Here is a 20549-nt window from a genome sequence, read left to right as displayed (position 1 = left end):
TTTAAAGCGATTGCCCGGGCCTTCTTAAATATATAACCCAAATCACAAACCAAATATTATTTTTGTAGATGACGAGCGAACCTGCAAAAAGGTTACGGCGTTTAAAAACAACTTAAACAAAACTGATTGATGGTTGCCGGTGTTGGGATAGATATGATAGAGATTGACCGCGTGGCTGTCAAAATTGAAAAGGGCAGCGGCTTTCGCGAACTGGTGTTTTCGGAAAATGAAATAGCTTATTGCGAACGTAAGGCTGATAAGTACCAGCACTATGCAGCACGTTTTGCAGCCAAAGAGGCGTTTTTTAAAGCATTGGGTACCGGCTGGTTAAACGGCACAGCTTTTAACGAAGTGGAGATTAGCAACAATGCCGATGGAAAACCCGAACTTACACTGATTGGCAAAACCGGCGAATTATTAAATGAGCAAGGCCCAATGAAAATTTCCGTATCATTAACGCATCTTAAAACCATCGCATCGGCCATTGTAATTATCGAAAAGTGACAGACCAATCTACATTTATATCGCAGGAACAAATAGTGACTATGCAGGAACAAAAACTGCAGGATTTACTGGCGTACCTTAACATTCATTCGCCTTTTTATAAGGAGTTGTTTGATGCAAACAATATCAATATTGATGATATTAAAACGCTGGATGACCTGAAACTGATCCCGACGACCGTAAAGGAAGACCTGCAAAAGCGTAATGACGATTTTATGTGCGTTAGCCGCGACCAGATCATCGAATACAGCTCAACATCAGGCACATTAGGCAGCCCGGTTACTATCGCCCTTACCGAGAATGACCTTTTACGGCTTACCTATAATGAATATAGCTCCTTTACCTGCGCAGACGGAAAGCCCGAAGATGTGTACCAGCTGATGCTGACGCTCGACAGGCAGTTTATGGCCGGTTTAGCTTATTACTCTGGCATCCGTAAAATAGGGGCAGGCATTATTCGCCTTGGTCCCGGGGTGCCATCATTACAATGGGAAACCATTTTAAGGCTTAAGCCTACCGCTATTGTTGCGGTGCCATCGTTTATTTACAAGCTGATCCAATACGCCCAGGAGCATGGTATCGATATCAATTCAAGTTCGGTAAAAAAAGCGGTTTGTATTGGCGAGAATATCCGCAACACCGATTTTTCGCTCAATATCCTTGGCAAAAAAATTACTGATGCCTGGGATATCAAACTATACTCTACTTATGCATCAACCGAAATGCAAACAGCATTTACCGAATGCGGGTATGGCAGGGGCGGACACCATCAGCCCGAATTATTGATTGTAGAGCTGCTTGATGAAAATAACCAACAGGTTGCCCCCGGCGAACCTGGGGAGGTAACCATTACCACGCTGGGCGTTGAAGGCATGCCTTTGTTGCGCTATAAAACCGGCGATATTTGCCTGTACGATGATAAGCCGTGTGAATGCGGGCGAACTACCTTACGTTTATCTCCAATTATAGGCCGTAAAAAGCAGATGATCAAATTCAAAGGCACCACGCTTTACCCACCATCGCTTTTTGATTTGCTGAATGGGATGGAAGAAATATTGGATTTTGTTGCCGAGGTTTACTCCAACGAGATTGGTATGGACGAAGTGCTGCTGCATATCCTGCCGGTAAATTATACCGATGAGTGCGACCGAAAGATCCGCGCCAATTTACAGGCACGATTAAGGGTTAGCCCGCATGTTACCTACGTGCAGTACGATGAAATTCAGAAGATGCAGTACAAAGAATCGGGCCGCAAACCGTTTAAATTTATCGATCGCCGGAAATAAAAATATCCTCGGGCAATTCAGCAGGCAGTTCATCTTCCGATGGCGATTTGCCGAAGATCTTATCCAGCAGGTTTAATATTGGTACGGTCATAAATGTAGTTACCAGGGCCATAATCACCAATATGGCAAATACTTCTTTGTTTAGTACGCCCAGGTCGTAACCAATATTCAGTACAATCAACTCGACCAGGCCACGGGTGTTCATTAACGCACCTATGGATAGGCTATCCTTCCAGCTCTGCCCCACAAATTTCGCTGCCGATGCACTGCCTGCAAATTTGCCGGTAACAGCCACTAATATGGTTAAACCACAAATAGCCCATAGGTAGGGCGTATCCAATAAGCCAATCTGCGTACGCAAACCGGTAAAAACAAAAAACAAAGGCAGCAATAAAAACAAGGCTACGTCTTTTATACGCTCCACAAACACCCCGCGAAAGGCAATGTTGTCGGGCATTACAATGCCGGCCATAAAGGCCCCAAACAACGCGTGGATGCCTATACTTTCCGTGGCGTATGATGAGATAATCAATGTTAAAAAAAACATAGCTACCGGGATACCCACATAACCCGGCCTAATGTTGCGGCTGTAGATGCGTTTTAAAAGGGGCTTTACGCCCTTCAGCATAATTAACACATAGGCAATGGCCATCAGGGCGGTATAAACAAAACTCATTACCGAGCCAGCCTTAACCACCGCTATTACTACCGTAAGCAGGCACCAGGCAGTAATATCATCGGCAGCGGCGCAGGTAATTACCAAAGCGCCAAGGCGTGTTTTGTTAATGCCCCGTTCCTGGCAAATGCGTGCCAACACCGGGAACGCTGTAATACTCATGGAAATACCCATAAATAAACCAAACGAAAAGAAAGGTACCCCTGCAGGGGCCAATGATTGATAGATAAAATAAGCCAGCCCTATACCCAATGTAAACGGAATGATAATACTGGCATGACTAATGACAACGGCGTCCTTGCTTTTGCTTTTAATTGCGCGCAAATCAAGCTCCATGCCTATCACAAACATGAATATGATTAAACCAATCTGGCTCAAAAACTGCAACGATCCCAACGACTGGGCCGGGAAAATAGCATGCGAAAACGCCGGCAAAAACCGGCCCACAAGCGATGGGCCTAAGGCTATCCCTGCAAATATTTCGCCTATAACGCGGGGCTGCCCCATTTTTTTACACACCCATCCTGCCATATTACCCGCTATTATTATCACGGCTATTTGCGCCAGTAGGGTAGCCAGGGGCCCGGTAATGTTTTTTATCAACCCATCGGTAAACTGGTGTACTGAGCTTTTACTGCTTGCCGCCAGTTTTACAATGTGACGGCCCTTTTCAAGTTCGCTGCCGGCCGTTAATGCCAGGTAAATTAAAAAGGAAAACCCGCCAATAAGGAGGATATAAAAAAACATGTTCCTGAATTTCTTCATTTTTTAAATACCCCTTTAAATTTAAAAAAAGTGGAAGCCTCATGCTGAATGATAGCATCTACCTTTAACGTATCATCATCGGCAGTGGTATAGGTTACCTGCATATCGGCGGTGCTGTTTACCTGCGGGTTTAGTATGGCCAAAAACTTCATATCGCCGGCTTTAAGCAGTTTTGTTTTGGTGCCTACAAGGAGTTCCAGCACCTCTTTTACCATCTGCATCATACAAACCCCCGGCACAACCGGCTGACCAGGAAAATGCCCGTCAAAAATCTGGTGACCCGCATTCAGGGTGATGGTAGTTTTTGAGGTATTACCATCTGTTTGCGGTGCGGTAAATTGAAAAAACGATTCCTGGAGCATATGTATTTAGCTTAAAGCTCAACGCCGAAAGCTCAAAGCTTTTTGCTTTAAGCCCTGGGCTTTGTGCTTTTTATATTGTCAAAATTTCATTCTAAAGCATTCAGCTTTCCGCCTTCAGCTTTGGGCTTTGAGCCTTCAGCCTTAGGCTTTCCACTCATCGCTCTATTTTTTTTAAACCGATGGTAAATTTAAAGTTTTTATGGTCGATACCTATAGTATCGGGTACGTCATTTTTGTAATTGGCCATGGTAGCAACCGCAACTGGTTTCCTTTTGGATGATTTTTCCATTCGTAAAAGGGCGTCGCCGGCCATATTGGTAATATAATAGTTGGCGCCTTTTTCCTGCGGAAGCACATAATATAAATGCGAGTTATCCTTAAGCATATAATGTTCATGGCTGCCCTCCTGGCGCATCAGTATCAAATCAAAATCCTTTCGCAATGTTTTAATTACCGGGCCTTTATCCATTTGCGGAATGATGGAATACACTTTAAAGCTGCCATCTTTCAGAAATGCGAAATCAAAAAATTTTACGCCCATCTCGCTCGAGAATACAATGCGGGTACTGCTATCGGGCATCACCTTCATCAGCAGCAAGCCGCTTAAATGGTGGGTTGTTACGTTGATTTCGGCGTTATACAGCACAACCGAAAATTTGGGGCGAAACCGGTAGATATGATCGAAATTACCTGTAGCCGGCTTCAGGTTTTTATAAACCGAAGTGCAGCCGGCAAGTGCAACCAGGCAACTACTTAGCAGCAAAAAGCGCGTCAGGCAGGTTTGCATTAATCTCTTTATTTATAAAGTGGATGGTAGTATTATCGCCGGATGGCTCCTGCATATCAATATTGCTTACCGAGTTGTCTTTTTTATCAACCGAGATATTGATCGACTTAAAAAAATCTTTAATCCCTTTTGATAGCGGCGCCAGCTCGACGAGGTAGCTCCCCTTGTTTTCAAACACCTTTACTTTAAAATCGGGGTTGCTGAGGATTGATCCCTGCACACAATCGATAATGATCTTATTAATTTGCTGGAAGAGTTTGTTGGATTTGGTATTGATTTTATTTTCCTTTTGCTCATCCTTTACCAAAATATTGTCTTTGTTGATGATCATCAGGTATTTGGATGGTTGCGTATATTCCATCCGCACCATATTATCCTTTTTAAACCAGAATTTCCCTTTGGATGTGATCTTTTCCGATAGCATGCTCAGGTTTTTCTCCTGCACAAAATCGCTTTTAATGCTGGTTGTTTTTTGAGCGGTAGCCGTAAATTGGGCTTTAAATGCCGAAAGATCAGCAAGCTGGGTATATCCTGCATGCTGCGCACTGGCGGTAAATGCGGCGGCGAGCATGGCTACAGTAAGTATTAGTTTATGAGTTTTCATTATATAGACACGAATTACACGAATGGAACGGATTTACGCGGATCATTATTATTTAATTATTTAGCAGAATAGTGACCGCACCAATTCGTGAAATTCGCTTTAATTGTCGCCGCCCTGCAAATATTCGTGTTTATTTATGCTGCCTGGTTAGCTGTAATGTACTCGGCCATGGTACGTACTGATTGAAACACTTTGGGGCCATCCTCGGCTTTTGAAAGCTTAATTTTATAGATGGTTTGCATCAAAACTATCAGTTCCAACACATCTATCGAATCCAATCCTAACCCATCGGCAAACAACGATTCATCATCGCCGATATCGCCTGGCTTAAGATCTTGCAGGTTTAACTGGTCTATGATCTGTTCTTTCAGATCATTCATTAATTTGTCCATTTTATAACTATACAGGCGAGTTAATTTGGTCGCCTAACTTAATAATTCGTGCTAATTTTTTTATTGCTGTATCATGATGTTTAACATATGGGTTCTCCTGGTCCCACACATATCCTGCCAAAACAGAGCAGATCTGGTTTTTAATCTGGGGAACAAAAGTACCCGAAAAAAAGATGGTATCAAGCGTTCCTTCGTACCAGGCATTTACATATGAGCGGAAAACATCTACGCCCTGCATTACCTTTTCGGTGTATTCCTTTTCCCAGTCAATGTCTTCGCCGTTTAGCTTGCGGATAACCAATTTTGCTGCATTTTGACTGGATACAGTTGCCAGTGTAACACCCGATGAAAAGATGGGATCTAAAAACTCGGTTACATTGCCTGTAAGTACAAAGCCTTCGCCATGAAAAGTATTGGTAGTGCTGCTCCATGCCTGTAATATCCTTGGTTCAAAAACAAATTCAACATCTTTAAAGCGCTCGCTCAGGTAAGGCTCCGCTGCAATCAGGCTGCGCAGTTTAGCTTCGTCATCAGCGCCTTCATAACCGGCAAAAAAATCCGGATCGCCTACAAAGCCCAATGATGTTACGCCACTGGAAAATGGAATGATCCAAACCCAAACGCCGGGTTTGTGTACCACGATGGTAATGCGGTTGGGTTCTTCAAACAGGTTGCGCTTTACATCTACCGTATGTGTAAATAAAGCTTTGCGCTGCGGCAGGCCCGATGGTTTATCAAGGTTAAACAACTTAGGGATAACCCGGCCGTAACCACTGCCGTCGATAATAAACCGGGCCTCGATTTGTGTTTGGTTGCCTTCAATATCTTCGACTGTTGTTATTGAATCAGATCCGTTAAACTTGATATCGGTAACCGTGGTTTCATAATGCACGGGGATACCCATTGTTTCGCAGGTATCGGCCAGGGTTTTATCAAACTCAGCGCGCGGCACCTGCCATGTCCAGTTCCAGCCATCAGTAAACTGATCGGAAAAGAAGTAATCGCAGATAACGCCATTTTTTACAAACTTGGCGCCAAATTTTTTCTGAAATCCTTTTGCCTCCACTGCTTCAACAAAGCCGGCATCGGTTAATGCTTCCATACAGCGGGGCAACAGGCTTTCGCCAATTACAAAACGCGGAAATTTTTGCTTTTCAACAATTTTAACTTTAAACCCTGCTTTATTCACAATAGAAGCAGCCACCGTACCCGCCGGGCCGGCGCCAATTACCAACACGTCAACTTTTTCTGTATTCATCAATTTAACTCTTTTGTGTTCATTGTCAGTAAGCTTGCAGGCTGTCAATTAAACCCTAAAGCATTTATAATATCATTAAGTAATCGCCATTATCAAATCATAAGCAACGGAAGGCCTAAGTCTTTTGATTTGTCATTTTCGACTTACAACTTAACACTTTCCGTTATTTCATGTTTGCCCCAACGTTACCAATTAATTAAACAAACCCATATTTCTTTTTCCACTCTTCAAAAAACAGAGGGTTGGTTAACTGAAGCATAAAATTATCGCGTTGTAAAAACACCTGTACGGTTGAGCCGGTAACCACAACCTCGCCGGTTGCAGCGTTTAACAGGCGGTAGTTAAAATTTAACCGCGCTGCTTCGCTTGGTATATATTCGGTTTCAATAATTACCCTGTCGCCGTAGCGCAAAACCTGTTTGTATTTGCAATCGATGCTTACAATAGGGGTTACGTATTGGTTATTGTAAACTGTAAGGTAGTCAATACCGTATGCTTTCCCAAAAGCTTCCCTGCCATCTTCAAAATAGCGTACATAGTGCCCGTGCCACACAATGCCCAGCGAATCAACCTCGCTAAACTTCACACTTATCTCGGTGGCATTTATCAGTGTTTTTTGCAATTCTTCGTTCTGTTTACCGCCGATACATTTATGCCGGCGTCAATTTTGTAAAGTATGCATCTGTGCGGGTAAAGGCACAGATGCATACCTGTTAGTACTTTTTATTTCCAGCTGTTATAATCAGATTTTACATCTTTCATTACGTTTAAAAACGCTTTTGCCCAGTAGTTTCTAAGGCCAAAACCGCCTGGTTTGCCTTCGTAATATTTGGTAAGCAAAACCGTTTTTGTTTTCATATCAACAAAGGTTATCCAAACACCGGCCTTATCAAGGCCTTTGTTCATGCCGCTTACAAAAAATATATAGCCAATACCTTCCTTGCTCTGGAAATCATAATTTTTTACAATAGCCGTAATTTTTGCTTCATCCAATAATTTAAAATCGCTTGGATTATCGGTATAAAGTTTATCAAACTTTGCTTTGGCGTTTGAAGACTTAGCTACATCAAGGGCATAGTCAACAGAACTGTGGTGAATTGATTCGGCCACATCATATTTCTTTTGCTCGGTAACAAAAAGGCGGTTCCATCCTACGGTGTAGTCGTCTCTGAATTCTTCGGGCGTTATATCATCTTTTCTTCCAATGCCCATTACCTTGGCTTCGGCTGTACCTATAAATTTTGTTTGTGTAAAATCAAGCCCTAACCAGGTAATTTTAGCACTGCCCGAAAAAATATCGGCTTTTGTGCTTTGCGCTACAGCAGGCAGGCTGCTTACAACTGTTAGTAAAAAGGCTATTAGCCAGGTGTTTTTTGTAGGTTTCATTTTGTAGATTAATTTATTTATTGTTGAATTATAAATACTTTCATCTGGCACTGCGCCAACGTTTCATCCCCACACTTCACCTTTCCCGATATCAGCGTTACATCAAATATTTGATTATCAATGATAATTTCCGTTTCTAAGATATCATTAATTTTAGGCAAAGAAAACACTTCCAGGTTTTTAATAGCGCCAATATAGCCTATGGCATCGGCTTTTTGGCTGTTTTGGGCCAGGTACCCGGCACGGGCGGCAGCTGTTTGGGCTATGTTTTCTACCAGTCCGCCTGCACTAAATTCACCGTCTTCAACCAATACATTATCTGCTTTTATACAAAATTGGCTGCGGCTGCTTTTCTCATCCGTCCAGGTCAAATGATCTATCATCACAAAAGGGAATTTTTGCGGGATAAGGTCGGGGGTATTGGCAGGTGGGGTAAACATATCAGCAGGTTTAATAGGTTTTATCAATGGTTCAGGTAAAATCAGTAAAACATTTTGTAGATAGGGCCAGGTATTGCCCCATTATTTATACCAATTCCCCGGCGTTCACCCTGGTATTAACATACTCATAAAAATCCTGGAAGCTGACTATGCCAACAAAATCTTCGGGCTGCACCTTGAAGTTAAAATTGCTTTCAATTACAACAACCAGGTCAATATAATCCAGGCTATCCAGCTCAAGGGTATCTTTTAAAACAGCTTCGGGGGTTATTTTGGCCACATCAATCTCAAATTCTTCGGCCAGGAACTCGTTTGTTTTTTCTATAATTTGTGCAAAATTCATAAGGTGGGTTAGGTAAGGGTTTAATATTTTTTAATAATCAGCGACGAATTTGTTCCGCCAAAACCAAAAGAGTTCGACAAAAATACGTCGAAATCCCGTTCTATGGTGGTAGTAGCGATGTTTAACCTGGCCGAATCCTCGTCGGGGGTTTCGAAGTTAATGTTTGGTGCGATGAACGAATTTTGCATCATCAGCATTGAGTATACAATCTCGCTTGCGCCGGCCATCCAGCATTCGTGGCCTGTCATGGATTTGGTTGAGCTTACCAGCGGCTTGCTCGAACCGAAAACCTCGTGAATGGCTTTAGCCTCGCTGGCATCACCCGCGGGGGTTGATGTGGCATGGGCGTTTATGTAATCAATATCGGCAGCGGTTATGCCGGCGTCTTTCAACGCCATAGCCAATGAGCGTACCGGGCCGCCAACGGTTGGGTTGGATATGTGGCCGCCGTTTGACGAAAATCCGTAGCCAATAACCTCGCCTAAAATAGTGGCGCCGCGGCGTTGTGCCGATTCTAAACTTTCTAAAATTACGGTAGCCGCCCCTCCGCTTGGCACCAGGCCATCGCGGCTTTTATCAAAGGGGCGCGACGCTTTGGTCGGCGTACTTTCTAATGTGGAGAATGCCGAAAGCGCATCAAAACTGCCCATCGAAAAATGGTTAAGCTCCTGGGCGCCGCCGCAGATAATGCCTTCCTGTAAACCACTTTTGATAAGGTGATAGCCTAAGCCAATAGCGTGCGAGCCGCTTGCGCAGGCTGCACTAACAGTAAGGTTGATGCCTTTTAATTTGAATATAGTGGCCAGGTTCATGCTGACGGTGGAGTTCATGGTTTGGAAAACCGCTCCCGAGCCTACCAGCATGGTGTCTTTTTTTACGCGGATGATATCGGTACAATCAATAACCGGCTTGGCCGAGCTGTCGTTGCCGTAAAGGATGCCTATTTCGTTTTGATCAAGGTAATCCATATCGATGCCTGCCTGGGCCAGTGCCTCAATGGTGGCCATATAAGCATACTCACCCTGTTCTGGCAGCATAATACGCGAACGCCTGTCGAGTTTTTCTTTTAAATTGGGTCTTTCTACGAAGCCGGTTAAGCCCGACCGGTAACCAAACTCCTTGCGCATAGAATCGAGCAGGATCCCCGATTTGCCGTGGAAAAGCGAGTCTCTTACCTCGTCCTGGGTTTTCCCAATGCACGAGTAAATCCCCATCCCTGTAATCACAACTCTGTTCATAACGCTAATACCGGCTTAATCATTTAACAATTCCCTTAAAACTAAATAAAATTATTTAATCCCGAAATATTTAGTGTGCTTGTTTATATGAACAAATGGTTAATTATGAATACAAACCGCCATTAACAGATATTACCTCGGCCGTAATATATGATGCCTCCGGCGATGCTAAAAAGCCCACAACGCTGGCCACTTCTTCGGGGGAGCCAAAGCGTTTAATAGGTATCATGGATTTAAGCTCTTTTTCATCAAGGCCTTCGGTCATATCGGTTTTAATAAAGCCGGGGGCAACTGCATTAACAGTAACGCCGCGGCGTGCAATTTCCTGCGCAAGGGCCTTGGTTGCCCCAATTACACCTGCCTTTGCTGCCGAGTAATTAACCTGGCCGGGCAAGCCTTTTAAGCCCGATAAAGATACTACGTTGATAATGCGGCCATATTTTTTAACCAGCATGCCGTTTAAAACGGCCTGGGTTACATAAAAGAAACCGCCTAAACTGGTATTTAATACACTGTCCCACTGTTCGTCTTTCATCCACATCATCAGGGTATCATCCTTAATGCCGGCATTATTTACCAGCACTTCAATATATTTTTCGGTATTGGCTTCAACCCAGCCGCCCAATACAGCGCGGATATCTTCTTTGTTGGCTACGTCAAATTTCATAACCTCGCCATCACCGCCGTTTTCTTTAATTGCAGCTAAGGTATTGTCGGCTTCTGCCTGGTTACTTTTGTAATTAATAAGCACGTAGTAGCCCATGGTGGCCAGTTTATAGCAAACGGCACGGCCTATTCCTCTTGATCCGCCTGTTACTAATGCACATTTCATCGTCCTGGTGTATTAAATTGTTACGTAAATAATATGCCTGCAATTATAAAATGTGGGAGTTTCTCTTTTTAATCAGGTGCACGTGCTCGGCTTTTTCAAAGTATTGCTTCACGTTCACCATATCCTTGTACTTTGGCTTATCCTCAATAAATTTAGGGAATATAGCGCGCAGATCGGTATAAACGGTGTGGGTTATCGGCGATAGCTTTTCGCTGCAATCGAGGTGATCAATAGCCTGTAAAATAGCCATCATTTGTATGGCCAGCACTTCAAAAGTATTATCTATAACGCGCTTGGTCATTAATGCCGCGTTGCAACCCATGCTTACAATATCCTGGTTATCATTGTTATTAGGGATACTATGCAGGTACATGGGGTACGATAGGGTTTGGTTCTCGGCAGTGGTTGATGTGGCCGTAAACTGCATGCCCTGCATCCCGAAGTTAAAGCCCAGCACACCCAGGTTAACAAAAGGCGGAAATTTGTGGTTCAGCTTCTCGTTAAGCAGGTAGTTTAACTGCCTTTCAGAAAGCATACACAGTTTGGTAATAGCTATTTTTAGTTTGTCCATAGCCAGGGAAACATAATCGCCATGGAAATTGCCGCCGTGGAAGATATTTTTGGCTTCGTGGTCAATAACCGGGTTGTCATTTACCGAGTTCAGTTCGTCGGTAACTACACGCTCAACCTCAAAAATAGTATCATAAACAGGCCCCAAAACCTGGGTTACGCAGCGCAGGGAATAGTACTCCTGCACCTTATCTAAAAATACTTCCTGGTTAAGGTTATCCGGATTATACAGGTGTTCAGACCGGTCGCGAATCATTTTGCTGCCGGTAAGCACATCGCGCATAATGGCAGCCACTTCGTTTTGGCCGCGGTGGTGTTTTACCACGTTAAGCTCGTAAGAGTAATGGTCATCAAAAGCCTGCACCACTTCGTTTATCATAGACGATAGTACGATTGACCACTCCAGCAGTTTTTTGGCCTGGATGATGTTTACCATACCAATACCCGTCATGGCCGATGTGCCATTGATAATGGCCAAACCTTCGCGGATTTTTATAGATAAAGGCTCGATGCCCAGTTCTTTAAACAGTTCCGCAGTATCGTGCTGTTCGCCTTTATAGCTTGATTCGCCTTCGCCTATCAATACTAAAGCCAGGTGGGCCAGTTGTACCAAATCGCCGGATGCGCCTACGCCGCCATGTTCAAAAACATTGGGGGCAACATCTTTATTAATTAATTGGGTAAGCAGTTCGGGCAAATCGGTATGCACGCCCGAACGGGCCTGCATAAAGCTGTTCAACCTGGCAATCATCAGGGCCTTAACCAGCAGGGGTTGCATTAAATTGCCGCCACCCGAGGCATGGCTTCGGATAAGGTTATACTGTAACTGCAACAGGTTTTCTTCGCTTACCTTATACTGGGCCATTGGGCCAAAGCCGGTGTTGATGCCGTAAATGAGCTTGTTTGAAGAGAAACCCTGCAAAAACTGGTAATTAACCTCCACATTCTTAACAACCGATGCATCCAAGCCAACTTCCTCGCCATCAAACAGGATCTTAGAAAAATCATCGGCAGTAAGGTACCGCGCCCCTATATGTATCATGAACTAAAATTATTTATTATTAAAAAGAGAAATTCATTAAAAATTCACACAAAAAACGTCCGAAAATAGGATAAATATTTCAGATATGATACTATTTGACGTCTTTATTCCCGGTTTACAATGGGCAAATAATGTATGTATAAGTTATTAAGCCGCTTGTTCAAAATACGCAGACGCATATCAATAAAAAACGTTACAGGAATATTGTAGTGAGGTATTATGACAGGAAAAGTAACAACAACAGGGAATAAAATCCCTGTGGATAAGCGTTGCCGGTTTAAAACATAAAACATTTCAGTGGTTTTCAGGTTTAAAAAACTGGCCCTGCATTTAAGGGCCAACATAATTAGTTGGAATTTAAATATTTATTATCCTGATAGTGCAGCAAAGGAACAGAAGTAGCCGGATTTATATATTAGCGAAGATTTTATTATGGCCTGTATTGGTAACCATACAAAGCTACGCTTACGGGCAGGAAGTAGTACCTCACGACACCTTGAAAACGGATTCGATAAAACACCATGCCGATTCGGTGAAGTTTCAGAAAAAAGCCAATGATGTTTCAAAACAGTATGATTTTGGCAACCTGGTAACAGATATTCTTCACCCCAAAAAGAAACCCGATTCAGTTTTCAAAAAGCCTTCGGGCATAACCGTTATCCCTAATATTGCATCTAACCCCAGCATCGGGTTTCAGTTGGGTATAAAAGCCGTAGCCGGCCGCAAATTGGGTAACGACCCCAATACATTATTATCGGTTGCAGCAACTTCGGTATCCTATACCACAAAAGGCATCCTTTATTTTTATATTAACCATAACATTTACACACCCGGCAACAAGTGGAATTTTCAGGGTAATATAGTGGCGGCCAAAAGTGTTACACCCGATTTTGGTTTGGGAATAGGCCAGCCAGATCCCGGTGGCAGCGCTGCCGACCAGGCGCTTGTTAATGCCAGTCGCAAAGGCCGCGCATATCATTCGATATATTTAAACCTGAGGGAAAAGGTATATAAGGAAGTAGAAAAAAACCTGTTTGTGGGTGCCGGCGTATCGTTTGACATCCGAACCAAAATTCAGGACAAGGCAGATACCACCAACCATTTAACCCCCTATAATATTTATAGTGATGAGCACGGATTTAAACGGGACAGTTACCGGGCCGATGGTTTGCTTTTTAACGTACAATACACCACCCGCGATAACCAAAACCGTGCTTATAAGGGAATTTATGCCGATGCCGGTTTCCGGGTTAACCAAACCTGGTTGGGCAGCACCAAAAGCGCGGTACAGTTTACCACCGATTTCAGGAAGTATTTTAGCCTGTCGTCAGAAAACCCGGAGCACGTTATTGCAATCTGGAACTGGGGATCGTACCTGATCACCGGTGATATTCCCTACCTTGAACTGCCGGGCACGGCAAAAGATGGCAGTTTCCGCAGCGGCAGGGGCTATACTACCGGTTATTTTAAGGGTACCAGGTTTAACTACAGCGAGGTTGAATATCGTTTCCCTATCCTCAAAAATAAATTCATCAGCGGGGTAGCCTTCTTTAGCGAACAAACCGCCAATGACGAAGCCGGAACTAAATTGTTCCAAAAATTTCAGCCCGGCGGCGGCGGTGGCTTGCGGGTATTGTTTAACAAAGCTACCCGCACCAATTTATGCCTTGATTATGCCTTTGGCAAGTTTGGCTCCAAAGGTTTCTTTTTGGGTTTGAACGAGGCTTTTTAAAAGAGCATCGCGTTTGATTTGAGTAGAGTGTGCTTTGTCGACCAAGTGCTGTCTGAAAATAAAAAAAGATCACTATCGCTTCGTACGCACGCATCATGTATGGGAATTTACAGAACGTTCGGTTGAACGCTGGCTACTACTCACCCGGCCGACGCTTCGCTGGGTCACCCTCTCTCCGGCCGAGGCCGCAAAGAGGGTTGACGAAATAAAAATAATTTTTTAGCCCCTCTATGCGCGAAGCGGAGGAGCGTAGCCTCGTCGTAGTGAGTCGTAGCCGACATAAAATTGCTTTTTGCGTTTTACCGTCTTTTTACAAAATGGATTTTTTTAATTTGAATTACAAAAATTAACTATTGGTGGTGTACCACCCCGTACCAGGGTGTTTCACCCCGTACCGGTACACACACTTTGTTTATGATACAAAATATAAAGCCCGGTTTTGTTATGCGGCCTTCTTTACCAAAAAACGTTTCCTTAGCCATTCGCGAACAGGCTCGTCATACAGTTTAAGGCAGGCATAAGCAATGACAATACTGCTAACCAACACCAGGGTGCCAATGCAAAGGCTGTAGCCCATGGGCACTTTATTATCAATAACCCAGGCGGTGTACCAATAAATTAGCGGGTAGTGGGTAATATAGATGGGGTAGGATATTTCGCCAAAAAACTTACACACTTTGTTGGCAGTTTTGCCGGTCAGCTCGCCGCCGGCCCCTACAGCAACAATCAGCGGGAACATGACGATGATAACAAATGCTTCGTATAAACCGTTCATCCAAAGATGATCGGGGCCGCCAATCCTGGGGATAGCCAGTACAATAAAAACAAGTATGCTGCATACCGCAAAAGCGCTTTTAATATGAATAAGTTTTCCTAAGCGCGAAAGCAGCACACCGGCAAAAAACGGGTAAAGCAACCGGATAAAGCCTATACTCAGCTGTTGTTTATTGATACTCCAGCCACCTATAACATCGCCCTGCGGCCCGGTTACCAGGTAGTTGATGAGCAAGCCGGCAAATATGGCCACAAATATAGCAAGCACCGTTTTTGAAAACCGGCGAACTATTACCGCATACAAAATATTAGCTATATACTCAAAAAACAGCGACCAGGCCGGGCCATCCAGCGGATGCATTTCCTGCCAGCCGCGTATATCCATAGATATGGGTATCGGGATAAGCGTAAAGCCTATCACCATAACCAGCAGCATTTTCCAAACAGGTGTTGCGCTGATAAGCGGGAACACCGTGGGTGATGCCTGTAAATAAAAAAATATGGCCCCAATGATGCTGCCCATAATAACCATTGGCTGTAAGCGTACAAGCCTGCGTTTATAAAACTCCCATTGGCCCATTTTGCCCCAACGATCGTCATAAGCGTAGGCCACCACGAAGCCCGAAAGCAGGAAAAAGAAATCAACAGCCAGGTAGCCGTGATTAATGATCTGGGCGAAGCGGCTGCCGCCATTATTGGCCTCCAAAACGTGGAAGGCTACTACCAGCAAGGCGGCTACGCCACGCAGACCGTCTAAAATTTTATAATGACTTTTTGATTCAAGGTACGCAGGAGTTTGGTTCATTGGTTTAAATTGGCTAAAGGCTTTGTTGAGTGAGCCATAAAAATGGTTTATTTTATTGAAAAAACAAGGGCTGAAATACAATAATAGATTTTATTGCATAATGTAATGTCGGTTACATTGCATAACCCGAAACTGCGGGTGTTATTTTACCCGGCCATCAGCCAACATTTATTACTTTATTTGCATTTTACAAAATGCAGCTATTGTTGAGCGCAAAATGAACAATCTGAAAAAGGAATTATATGACCTGTGTGTAGCCCACGTTCGCAGGAGCATGGATGCCGCCGAACTGGCTATCAGCGAAGCACAAAAATCATCAAACGACGATACTAAAAGCAGCGCCGGCGATAAATACGAAACCGGGCGCGAAATGGCGCAGCAGGAAACCAACCGCAACCTGGCCCAGCTTAACGAAGCCAATAAATTACTGGTTGCTTTAAATCGCATAGGTACCACCGGCACATCGGCCATAGCCGAAGCAGGCAGCGTAATTATTACCAATAATGGCAATTTTTATTTGGCAATAAGCGCGGGGGCGTTATCGCTTCATGGCAAAAGCTATTTCGCCGTATCGCCCGGTTCGCCGGTGGGCATTAAACTGAACGGGGCAAAAGCTGGCGACAGCTTTACGCTGAACGGGAAAACGTATGTGGTAGAATTGGTATATTGATATTAAAACGATGGTAGAAGAGGCATGATACCAGACTTGCCTGCCGGAGCCATGTTAATAACTATTAAGCAATGTTGCATTGCGGTATTTGTAATGTATCCGGGGGAAGGCGCGCCCGTTTGTAAAGTGAGCCGGTAAGCGTTGCTCCGCTGTTTTGGTCAAACATTTAAAACCAAATAATATGCGCAGCCACGGCGGCGATGTCACATGACAAATATGCACAAGGGTAATTTTCAAGCTGTTGATAAGGTATTTGCAGTGAATTTATCAAATTTTATCGGCGCGGGGCTTTTTTAATAATAAACGATATTACTTTTATAAACTACGCCATATAAATAAGGCCTTATTTAATATCCGGCCCGGGCAAATTATATTTTAACGGTTAAAAAGTGCTGTTTTTAACCTAAAATCAATAAAAATCAACTTTTTTTTAAAATAAAACCATCCATTCATAAAATCATGCAGTAATCATCAAATATCTATTACTATATTTGATGTTAACAAAACTGGGCAAACAAAACAACCTTGCCTTTTATAAATTAAAGATTGATGAACATATTTGTAGGAAGCCTTCCTTTTCAATTAGAGGAAGCCGATTTAAAAGAGCTTTTTGAAGCGTACGGTGAAGTAAGCACTGTAAAAATTATTATTGACCGTGAATCTGGCAGAAGCAAAGGTTTCGGATTTGTTGAAATGCCTGATGATGAAGCTGCACAATTAGCAATCACCGGTTTAAACGGATCAGATGTTAGAGGCAGATCAATTGCTGTTAGCCAGGCTGAAGACAAAAAACCACGCGACAACCGTGGCGGCGGTGGTTATGGTGGCAACCGTGGCGGCGGTGGCGGCTATGGCGGCGGCGGTAACCGTGGCGGTGGCGGCGGTGGTTATTCAAAAGATAGCCGTGGCGGCGGCGGTGGCAGCCGTTGGTAAATTATAAATAAACAAAGTGCCGGGTATTGGTACCCGGCACTTTGCTGTTAATAATACATCTACTTACTGTACTTTGTGGGATTGGTTTAGCAGGTTTTTTTACCTGCTGTGATAGTTCTATATCAAAAAACCATGCTTATGTTATTTTTCCGGCGATGATGCCTGCGGTAGCTTTACCTCAAATGTGGCGCCCTGTCCCGGAACCGAAAATATATTAAACGTTCCCTTAAGGCTTTCAACCAGGTGCTTTACAAGCGCCAAGCCAAACCCATACCCATTTTCGCCGCCGGTACCATTTGTTGATGTGGCATTGCCCTGCAATATGTTGGCTATTCCATCGGCATCCAGCCCAACACCCGAATCGGTTACTTTTATCTGCAATACGTTTTCGTTTCTTTTTTCAATCAAATCCAGGTCAACAGTAACAGTGCCATTATTCGGGGTGAATTTGATAGCGTTCGAGATCAGGTTCCCGGTTATCTGCAGTAATTTATTTTTTGAAAAGGGAATGGTTTCTGATGCCGACGAGGTATTCACTGTAAACGTTATATGTTTGTTCATGGCCTGCGGCACATATAGTTTTTCCAGCTTGTCTTTAAATACCACCTGGTTAAATTCGTTTCCCTTTAATTCGGGCACTTTCTTATCTTTTTTATCCGCACTCAAAATTTCATCTGCAAGCTCCAGTATCGATCGGCCGCTTCTGTGTATCAGGTTCATAAACTCCAATATCTCGTCCATCTGGTTTTCATCGCCCTGTTCACGAATAAGCTGTGCCAGGCCTATAATGCCGCTTAACGGCCCGCGAATATCGTGCGCTACTTTTTTCTGTGTTTGTTTTGCTTCAGATAAATTGTTCCGCAGGTCATCAATTACTTTAATGTATTTAAGCCTGTTCACAATTTCGCCGGCAATTATCTTCAACAACTCTATCTTTTCGGGGTTAAGTGTCTTTGGCGAATGCGCATCAACCACGCATAAGGCGCCAATGTTATGATTATCTACATTAAGTGGAATGCCGTAGTAATAGCGCAGGTGCGGCCCGCCGGTAACGTAGGGCCTATCTTTAAACCGCTCGTCGGTGCTCAGGTCGGCAATTTCCATATTTTCGTCGCTCATTAATACGTATTGACAAACAGATTCCTCGCGCGGCATTTGCTCCAGGTCCATGTTATGGGTCGAGATGGTCCATTGGGTATATGAATCGATGAGGTTAACCAACGACATTTCGGTGCCGGCAACTTTTGCGGCAAGCTTGGTTAAATCTTTAAAACTATCGGCGTGGGCGCCATAGTCCAAATCAAATTCCGACAGGGTCATTACCCTGTCCATTTCATTTTCGGGGATTGGGGGAGTAAACATACAATCAATTAGTTACGGCTTTATACGGCAATATGCCCTCAATTGTTTTATAATAATACCCAATACGTGACCATGCACAAAATACAGCTGTTGTAAAACATTGATTGCAGTTGCAGCATTTTATTAAAAATATGTAATTTAACATTCCTAAAAGCCGATTATTTATGGAAAGCAAAAAACCTTGTACCGGGGCTGATGAAGGCCTGGATGTGAAGGATAGTTCGCGCAGGAATTTCCTGAAACAATCAACCCTGCTAACCGCCGTAGCCCTTACACCGGGCACTGCCATAAAAGCTGCGGCCAGCCATGTAGATGAGCAAATTGCCGCGGTTTTTGAAAAAATGCCTTTAAAAATGCAGGTAAACGGCAGGCAGCAAAACCTATCCGTTGAACCACGATCAACCCTGCTGGATATATTACGCGAGCAACTCGACCTGACCGGTACCAAAAAGGGCTGCGACCACGGCCAATGCGGCGCCTGTACTGTTCATGTAGACGGGCAACGGGTAAACTCCTGCCTTACCCTGGGCATCATGATGAACGGTAAAAAAATTACCACCATTGAAGGCCTTGCCAATGGCGATAAGCTGCACCCTATGCAGGAGGCTTTTATAAAGCACGATGGTTTCCAGTGCGGGTATTGTACACCGGGGCAAATCATGTCGGCGGTAGCTTGTATCCGCGAGGGGCACGCCAACTCTGAACACGAAATACGCGAATATATGAGCGGCAATATTTGCCGCTGCGGCGCTTACCCCAATATAGTAAACGCCATACAGGAAGTAAAAGACGGGGGGATGGCCGTATGAAACAGTTTCAATTCGTTAGGCCGGCAACGCAGCAAGCAGTTTTAGATGCTGTGGGCAAACCCGGCAGTAAGATTATAGCGGGTGGTACAAATCTGGTAGACCTGATGAAACGGGGCGTTACTACTCCGGATAAACTGGTTGATATAAACCAGCTGCCGTTAAAAAATATTGGTATTACTAAAAACGGACTTCACATTGGCGCCCTTGCACTCAACAGCGCGGTATCTGAAAATAATTTGGTAGTCCAAAACCAACCGCTTTTGGCCATGGCGCTTAAAGCGGGGGCATCGCCGCAACTGCGCAATATGGCAACGCTTGGCGGTAACATGATGCAGCGCACCCGTTGCGGGTATTTTTATGATACCACCATGCCTTGTAATAAACGTGTGCCGGGTACCGGCTGCGGGGCAATGGAAGGCATTAACCGGATGCACGCTATTTTCGGCGCAAGCCCCCAATGCATAGCTGTACATCCCAGCGATATGTGCGTTGCCCTTGCTGCCCTGGACGCGACAGTAGTTATAGCCGGAAAAAAGGGCGAGCGCCGCCTGCCTTTTACCGAATTCCATCGCCTGCCGGGAGATCATCCTGAACTGGATAACCGTTTGGCCAAAGATGAACTGATTGTTGGGGTAGAAATACCGATTAACAACTTCGCCAAAAATAGCTACTACTTAAAAATCCGCGACCGGCAATCCTATGCTTTCGCTCTGGTTTCTGTAGCTGCGGCACTTGAAATAGATAACGGGCAGATAAAAAAAGCCCGGCTGGCTATGGGCGGCGTAGCGCATAAACCCTGGCGGCTTTTTGAGGCTGAGAAATCACTTGTTGGCAAACCCGCAACCGAAGAGAGTTTTGCCCACGCGGCGCAGCTGGCTATGCAAGGGGCAAAAGGTTACGGCAATAATTCATTCAAATTAAAATTGGCGCCGGCTACTATTACCGAGGCTTTAAAACATGCAGCAGGCTTAGTTTAACA

At 44.2% G+C, this 20549-nt stretch carries 22 protein-coding genes; 7 read left to right on the top strand and 15 right to left on the bottom strand.

Annotation, left to right across the window (positions count from 1 at the left end):
• The first annotated feature begins 129 nt into the window (after positions 1-129).
• Both acpS and ACFGVS_RS19785 read left to right on the top strand, forming a co-directional pair.
• Positions 130-504 (top strand): holo-ACP synthase, encoded by a 375-nt coding sequence (gene acpS, locus ACFGVS_RS19790; RefSeq protein ID WP_439695275.1) that lies wholly within the window; start codon positions 130-132, stop codon positions 502-504.
• Positions 501-1790, top strand: coding sequence for a phenylacetate--CoA ligase family protein (locus ACFGVS_RS19785; RefSeq protein WP_439695274.1), 1290 nt, complete (start codon positions 501-503; stop codon positions 1788-1790). The genes acpS and ACFGVS_RS19785 overlap by 4 nt, the downstream gene beginning before the upstream one ends.
• On the opposite strand, the gene ACFGVS_RS19780 is transcribed toward ACFGVS_RS19785, so the two are convergent.
• The 13 genes from ACFGVS_RS19780 to ACFGVS_RS19720 all read right to left on the bottom strand — a co-directional run bounded on the left by ACFGVS_RS19780 (position 1771) and on the right by ACFGVS_RS19720 (position 12485).
• A complete protein-coding gene (locus tag ACFGVS_RS19780; protein ID WP_439695273.1) occupies positions 1771-3231 on the bottom strand; it encodes a cation:proton antiporter domain-containing protein in 1461 nt (486 codons plus the stop codon). The genes ACFGVS_RS19785 and ACFGVS_RS19780 overlap by 20 nt on opposite strands.
• A complete protein-coding gene (locus ACFGVS_RS19775) occupies positions 3228-3593 on the bottom strand; it encodes a hypothetical protein (protein WP_439695272.1) in 366 nt (121 codons plus the stop codon). Before ACFGVS_RS19775 ends, ACFGVS_RS19780 begins: the two co-directional genes overlap by 4 nt.
• Positions 3594-3747: 154 nt before the next feature.
• Positions 3748-4380 carry a hypothetical protein gene (locus ACFGVS_RS19770; protein ID WP_439695271.1) on the bottom strand — a complete coding sequence of 211 codons (633 nt, stop codon included), beginning with the start codon at positions 4378-4380 and terminating at the stop codon, positions 3748-3750.
• Positions 4343-4984, bottom strand: coding sequence for a LolA family protein (locus ACFGVS_RS19765; protein ID WP_439695270.1), 642 nt, complete (start codon positions 4982-4984; stop codon positions 4343-4345). The genes ACFGVS_RS19770 and ACFGVS_RS19765 overlap by 38 nt, the downstream gene beginning before the upstream one ends.
• A gap of 134 nt (positions 4985-5118) precedes the next feature.
• Positions 5119-5376, bottom strand: coding sequence for a phosphopantetheine-binding protein (locus ACFGVS_RS19760; RefSeq protein ID WP_090638092.1), 258 nt, complete (start codon positions 5374-5376; stop codon positions 5119-5121).
• Positions 5377-5383: 7 nt separating this feature from the next.
• Positions 5384-6634, bottom strand: coding sequence for an NAD(P)/FAD-dependent oxidoreductase (locus tag ACFGVS_RS19755; RefSeq protein ID WP_439695269.1), 1251 nt, complete (start codon positions 6632-6634; stop codon positions 5384-5386).
• A 196-nt stretch (positions 6635-6830) separates the two neighbouring features.
• On the bottom strand, positions 6831-7256 hold the full coding sequence (locus ACFGVS_RS19750) for an acyl-CoA thioesterase (RefSeq protein WP_439695268.1): 426 nt from the start codon (positions 7254-7256) through the stop codon (positions 6831-6833).
• Between the two features lie 101 nt (positions 7257-7357).
• Entirely contained in the window at positions 7358-8020 is a 663-nt protein-coding gene (locus tag ACFGVS_RS19745) for a hypothetical protein (protein WP_090638102.1), read from the bottom strand.
• A gap of 17 nt (positions 8021-8037) precedes the next feature.
• The gene (locus ACFGVS_RS19740; RefSeq protein WP_274210779.1) at positions 8038-8460 is read right to left on the bottom strand and encodes a 3-hydroxyacyl-ACP dehydratase; all 423 of its coding nucleotides are present in this window, start codon (positions 8458-8460) and stop codon (positions 8038-8040) included.
• Between the two features lie 85 nt (positions 8461-8545).
• Positions 8546-8803, bottom strand: coding sequence for a phosphopantetheine-binding protein (locus ACFGVS_RS19735; RefSeq protein ID WP_439695267.1), 258 nt, complete (start codon positions 8801-8803; stop codon positions 8546-8548).
• Between the two features lie 20 nt (positions 8804-8823).
• Positions 8824-10041: a beta-ketoacyl-[acyl-carrier-protein] synthase family protein gene (locus ACFGVS_RS19730; RefSeq protein ID WP_439695266.1), complete on the bottom strand. Its 1218-nt coding sequence runs from the start codon at positions 10039-10041 to the stop codon at positions 8824-8826.
• 103 nt (positions 10042-10144) lie between these two features.
• Complete coding sequence (fabG, locus tag ACFGVS_RS19725) at positions 10145-10873, bottom strand: 3-oxoacyl-ACP reductase FabG (RefSeq protein WP_274210777.1); 729 nt, start codon at positions 10871-10873, stop codon at positions 10145-10147.
• 43 nt (positions 10874-10916) lie between these two features.
• Positions 10917-12485, bottom strand: coding sequence for an HAL/PAL/TAL family ammonia-lyase (locus ACFGVS_RS19720; protein ID WP_439695265.1), 1569 nt, complete (start codon positions 12483-12485; stop codon positions 10917-10919).
• 379 nt (positions 12486-12864) lie between these two features.
• Between ACFGVS_RS19720 and ACFGVS_RS19715 the strand changes: the two genes are divergently transcribed.
• Positions 12865-14217, top strand: a complete 1353-nt coding sequence (locus ACFGVS_RS19715; RefSeq protein ID WP_439695264.1) for a BamA/TamA family outer membrane protein — start codon at positions 12865-12867, stop codon at positions 14215-14217.
• 442 nt (positions 14218-14659) lie between these two features.
• Here the strand turns inward: ACFGVS_RS19715 and ACFGVS_RS19710 are convergent, their stop codons facing one another.
• Complete coding sequence (locus ACFGVS_RS19710) at positions 14660-15796, bottom strand: acyltransferase family protein (RefSeq protein ID WP_439695263.1); 1137 nt, start codon at positions 15794-15796, stop codon at positions 14660-14662.
• 217 nt (positions 15797-16013) lie between these two features.
• Here ACFGVS_RS19710 and ACFGVS_RS19705 point away from each other — a divergent pair, with 217 nt between their 5' ends.
• Both ACFGVS_RS19705 and ACFGVS_RS19700 read left to right on the top strand, forming a co-directional pair.
• A complete protein-coding gene (locus ACFGVS_RS19705; RefSeq protein ID WP_439695262.1) occupies positions 16014-16466 on the top strand; it encodes a 3-oxoacyl-ACP synthase in 453 nt (150 codons plus the stop codon).
• A 549-nt stretch (positions 16467-17015) separates the two neighbouring features.
• On the top strand, positions 17016-17399 hold the full coding sequence (locus tag ACFGVS_RS19700) for an RNA recognition motif domain-containing protein (RefSeq protein ID WP_090638138.1): 384 nt from the start codon (positions 17016-17018) through the stop codon (positions 17397-17399).
• A gap of 141 nt (positions 17400-17540) precedes the next feature.
• Here ACFGVS_RS19700 and ACFGVS_RS19695 read toward each other — a convergent pair whose 3' ends face one another.
• A complete protein-coding gene (locus ACFGVS_RS19695; protein ID WP_439695261.1) occupies positions 17541-18761 on the bottom strand; it encodes a GAF domain-containing sensor histidine kinase in 1221 nt (406 codons plus the stop codon).
• A 164-nt stretch (positions 18762-18925) separates the two neighbouring features.
• On the opposite strand from ACFGVS_RS19695, the gene ACFGVS_RS19690 reads away from it, so the two are divergent.
• Positions 18926-19570 carry a (2Fe-2S)-binding protein gene (locus tag ACFGVS_RS19690; RefSeq protein WP_439695260.1) on the top strand — a complete coding sequence of 215 codons (645 nt, stop codon included), beginning with the start codon at positions 18926-18928 and terminating at the stop codon, positions 19568-19570.
• Positions 19567-20547 (top strand): FAD binding domain-containing protein, encoded by a 981-nt coding sequence (locus tag ACFGVS_RS19685; RefSeq protein ID WP_439695259.1) that lies wholly within the window; start codon positions 19567-19569, stop codon positions 20545-20547. Before ACFGVS_RS19690 ends, ACFGVS_RS19685 begins: the two co-directional genes overlap by 4 nt.
• Positions 20548-20549 lie beyond the last annotated feature (2 nt).

It is taken from the genome of Mucilaginibacter sediminis, from assembly GCF_051903035.1.
Classification (GTDB): Bacteria; Bacteroidota; Bacteroidia; order Sphingobacteriales; family Sphingobacteriaceae; genus Mucilaginibacter.
Note: the sequence above shows the minus strand (reverse complement) of the source record. Positions and strands in the feature narration are given on the sequence as shown.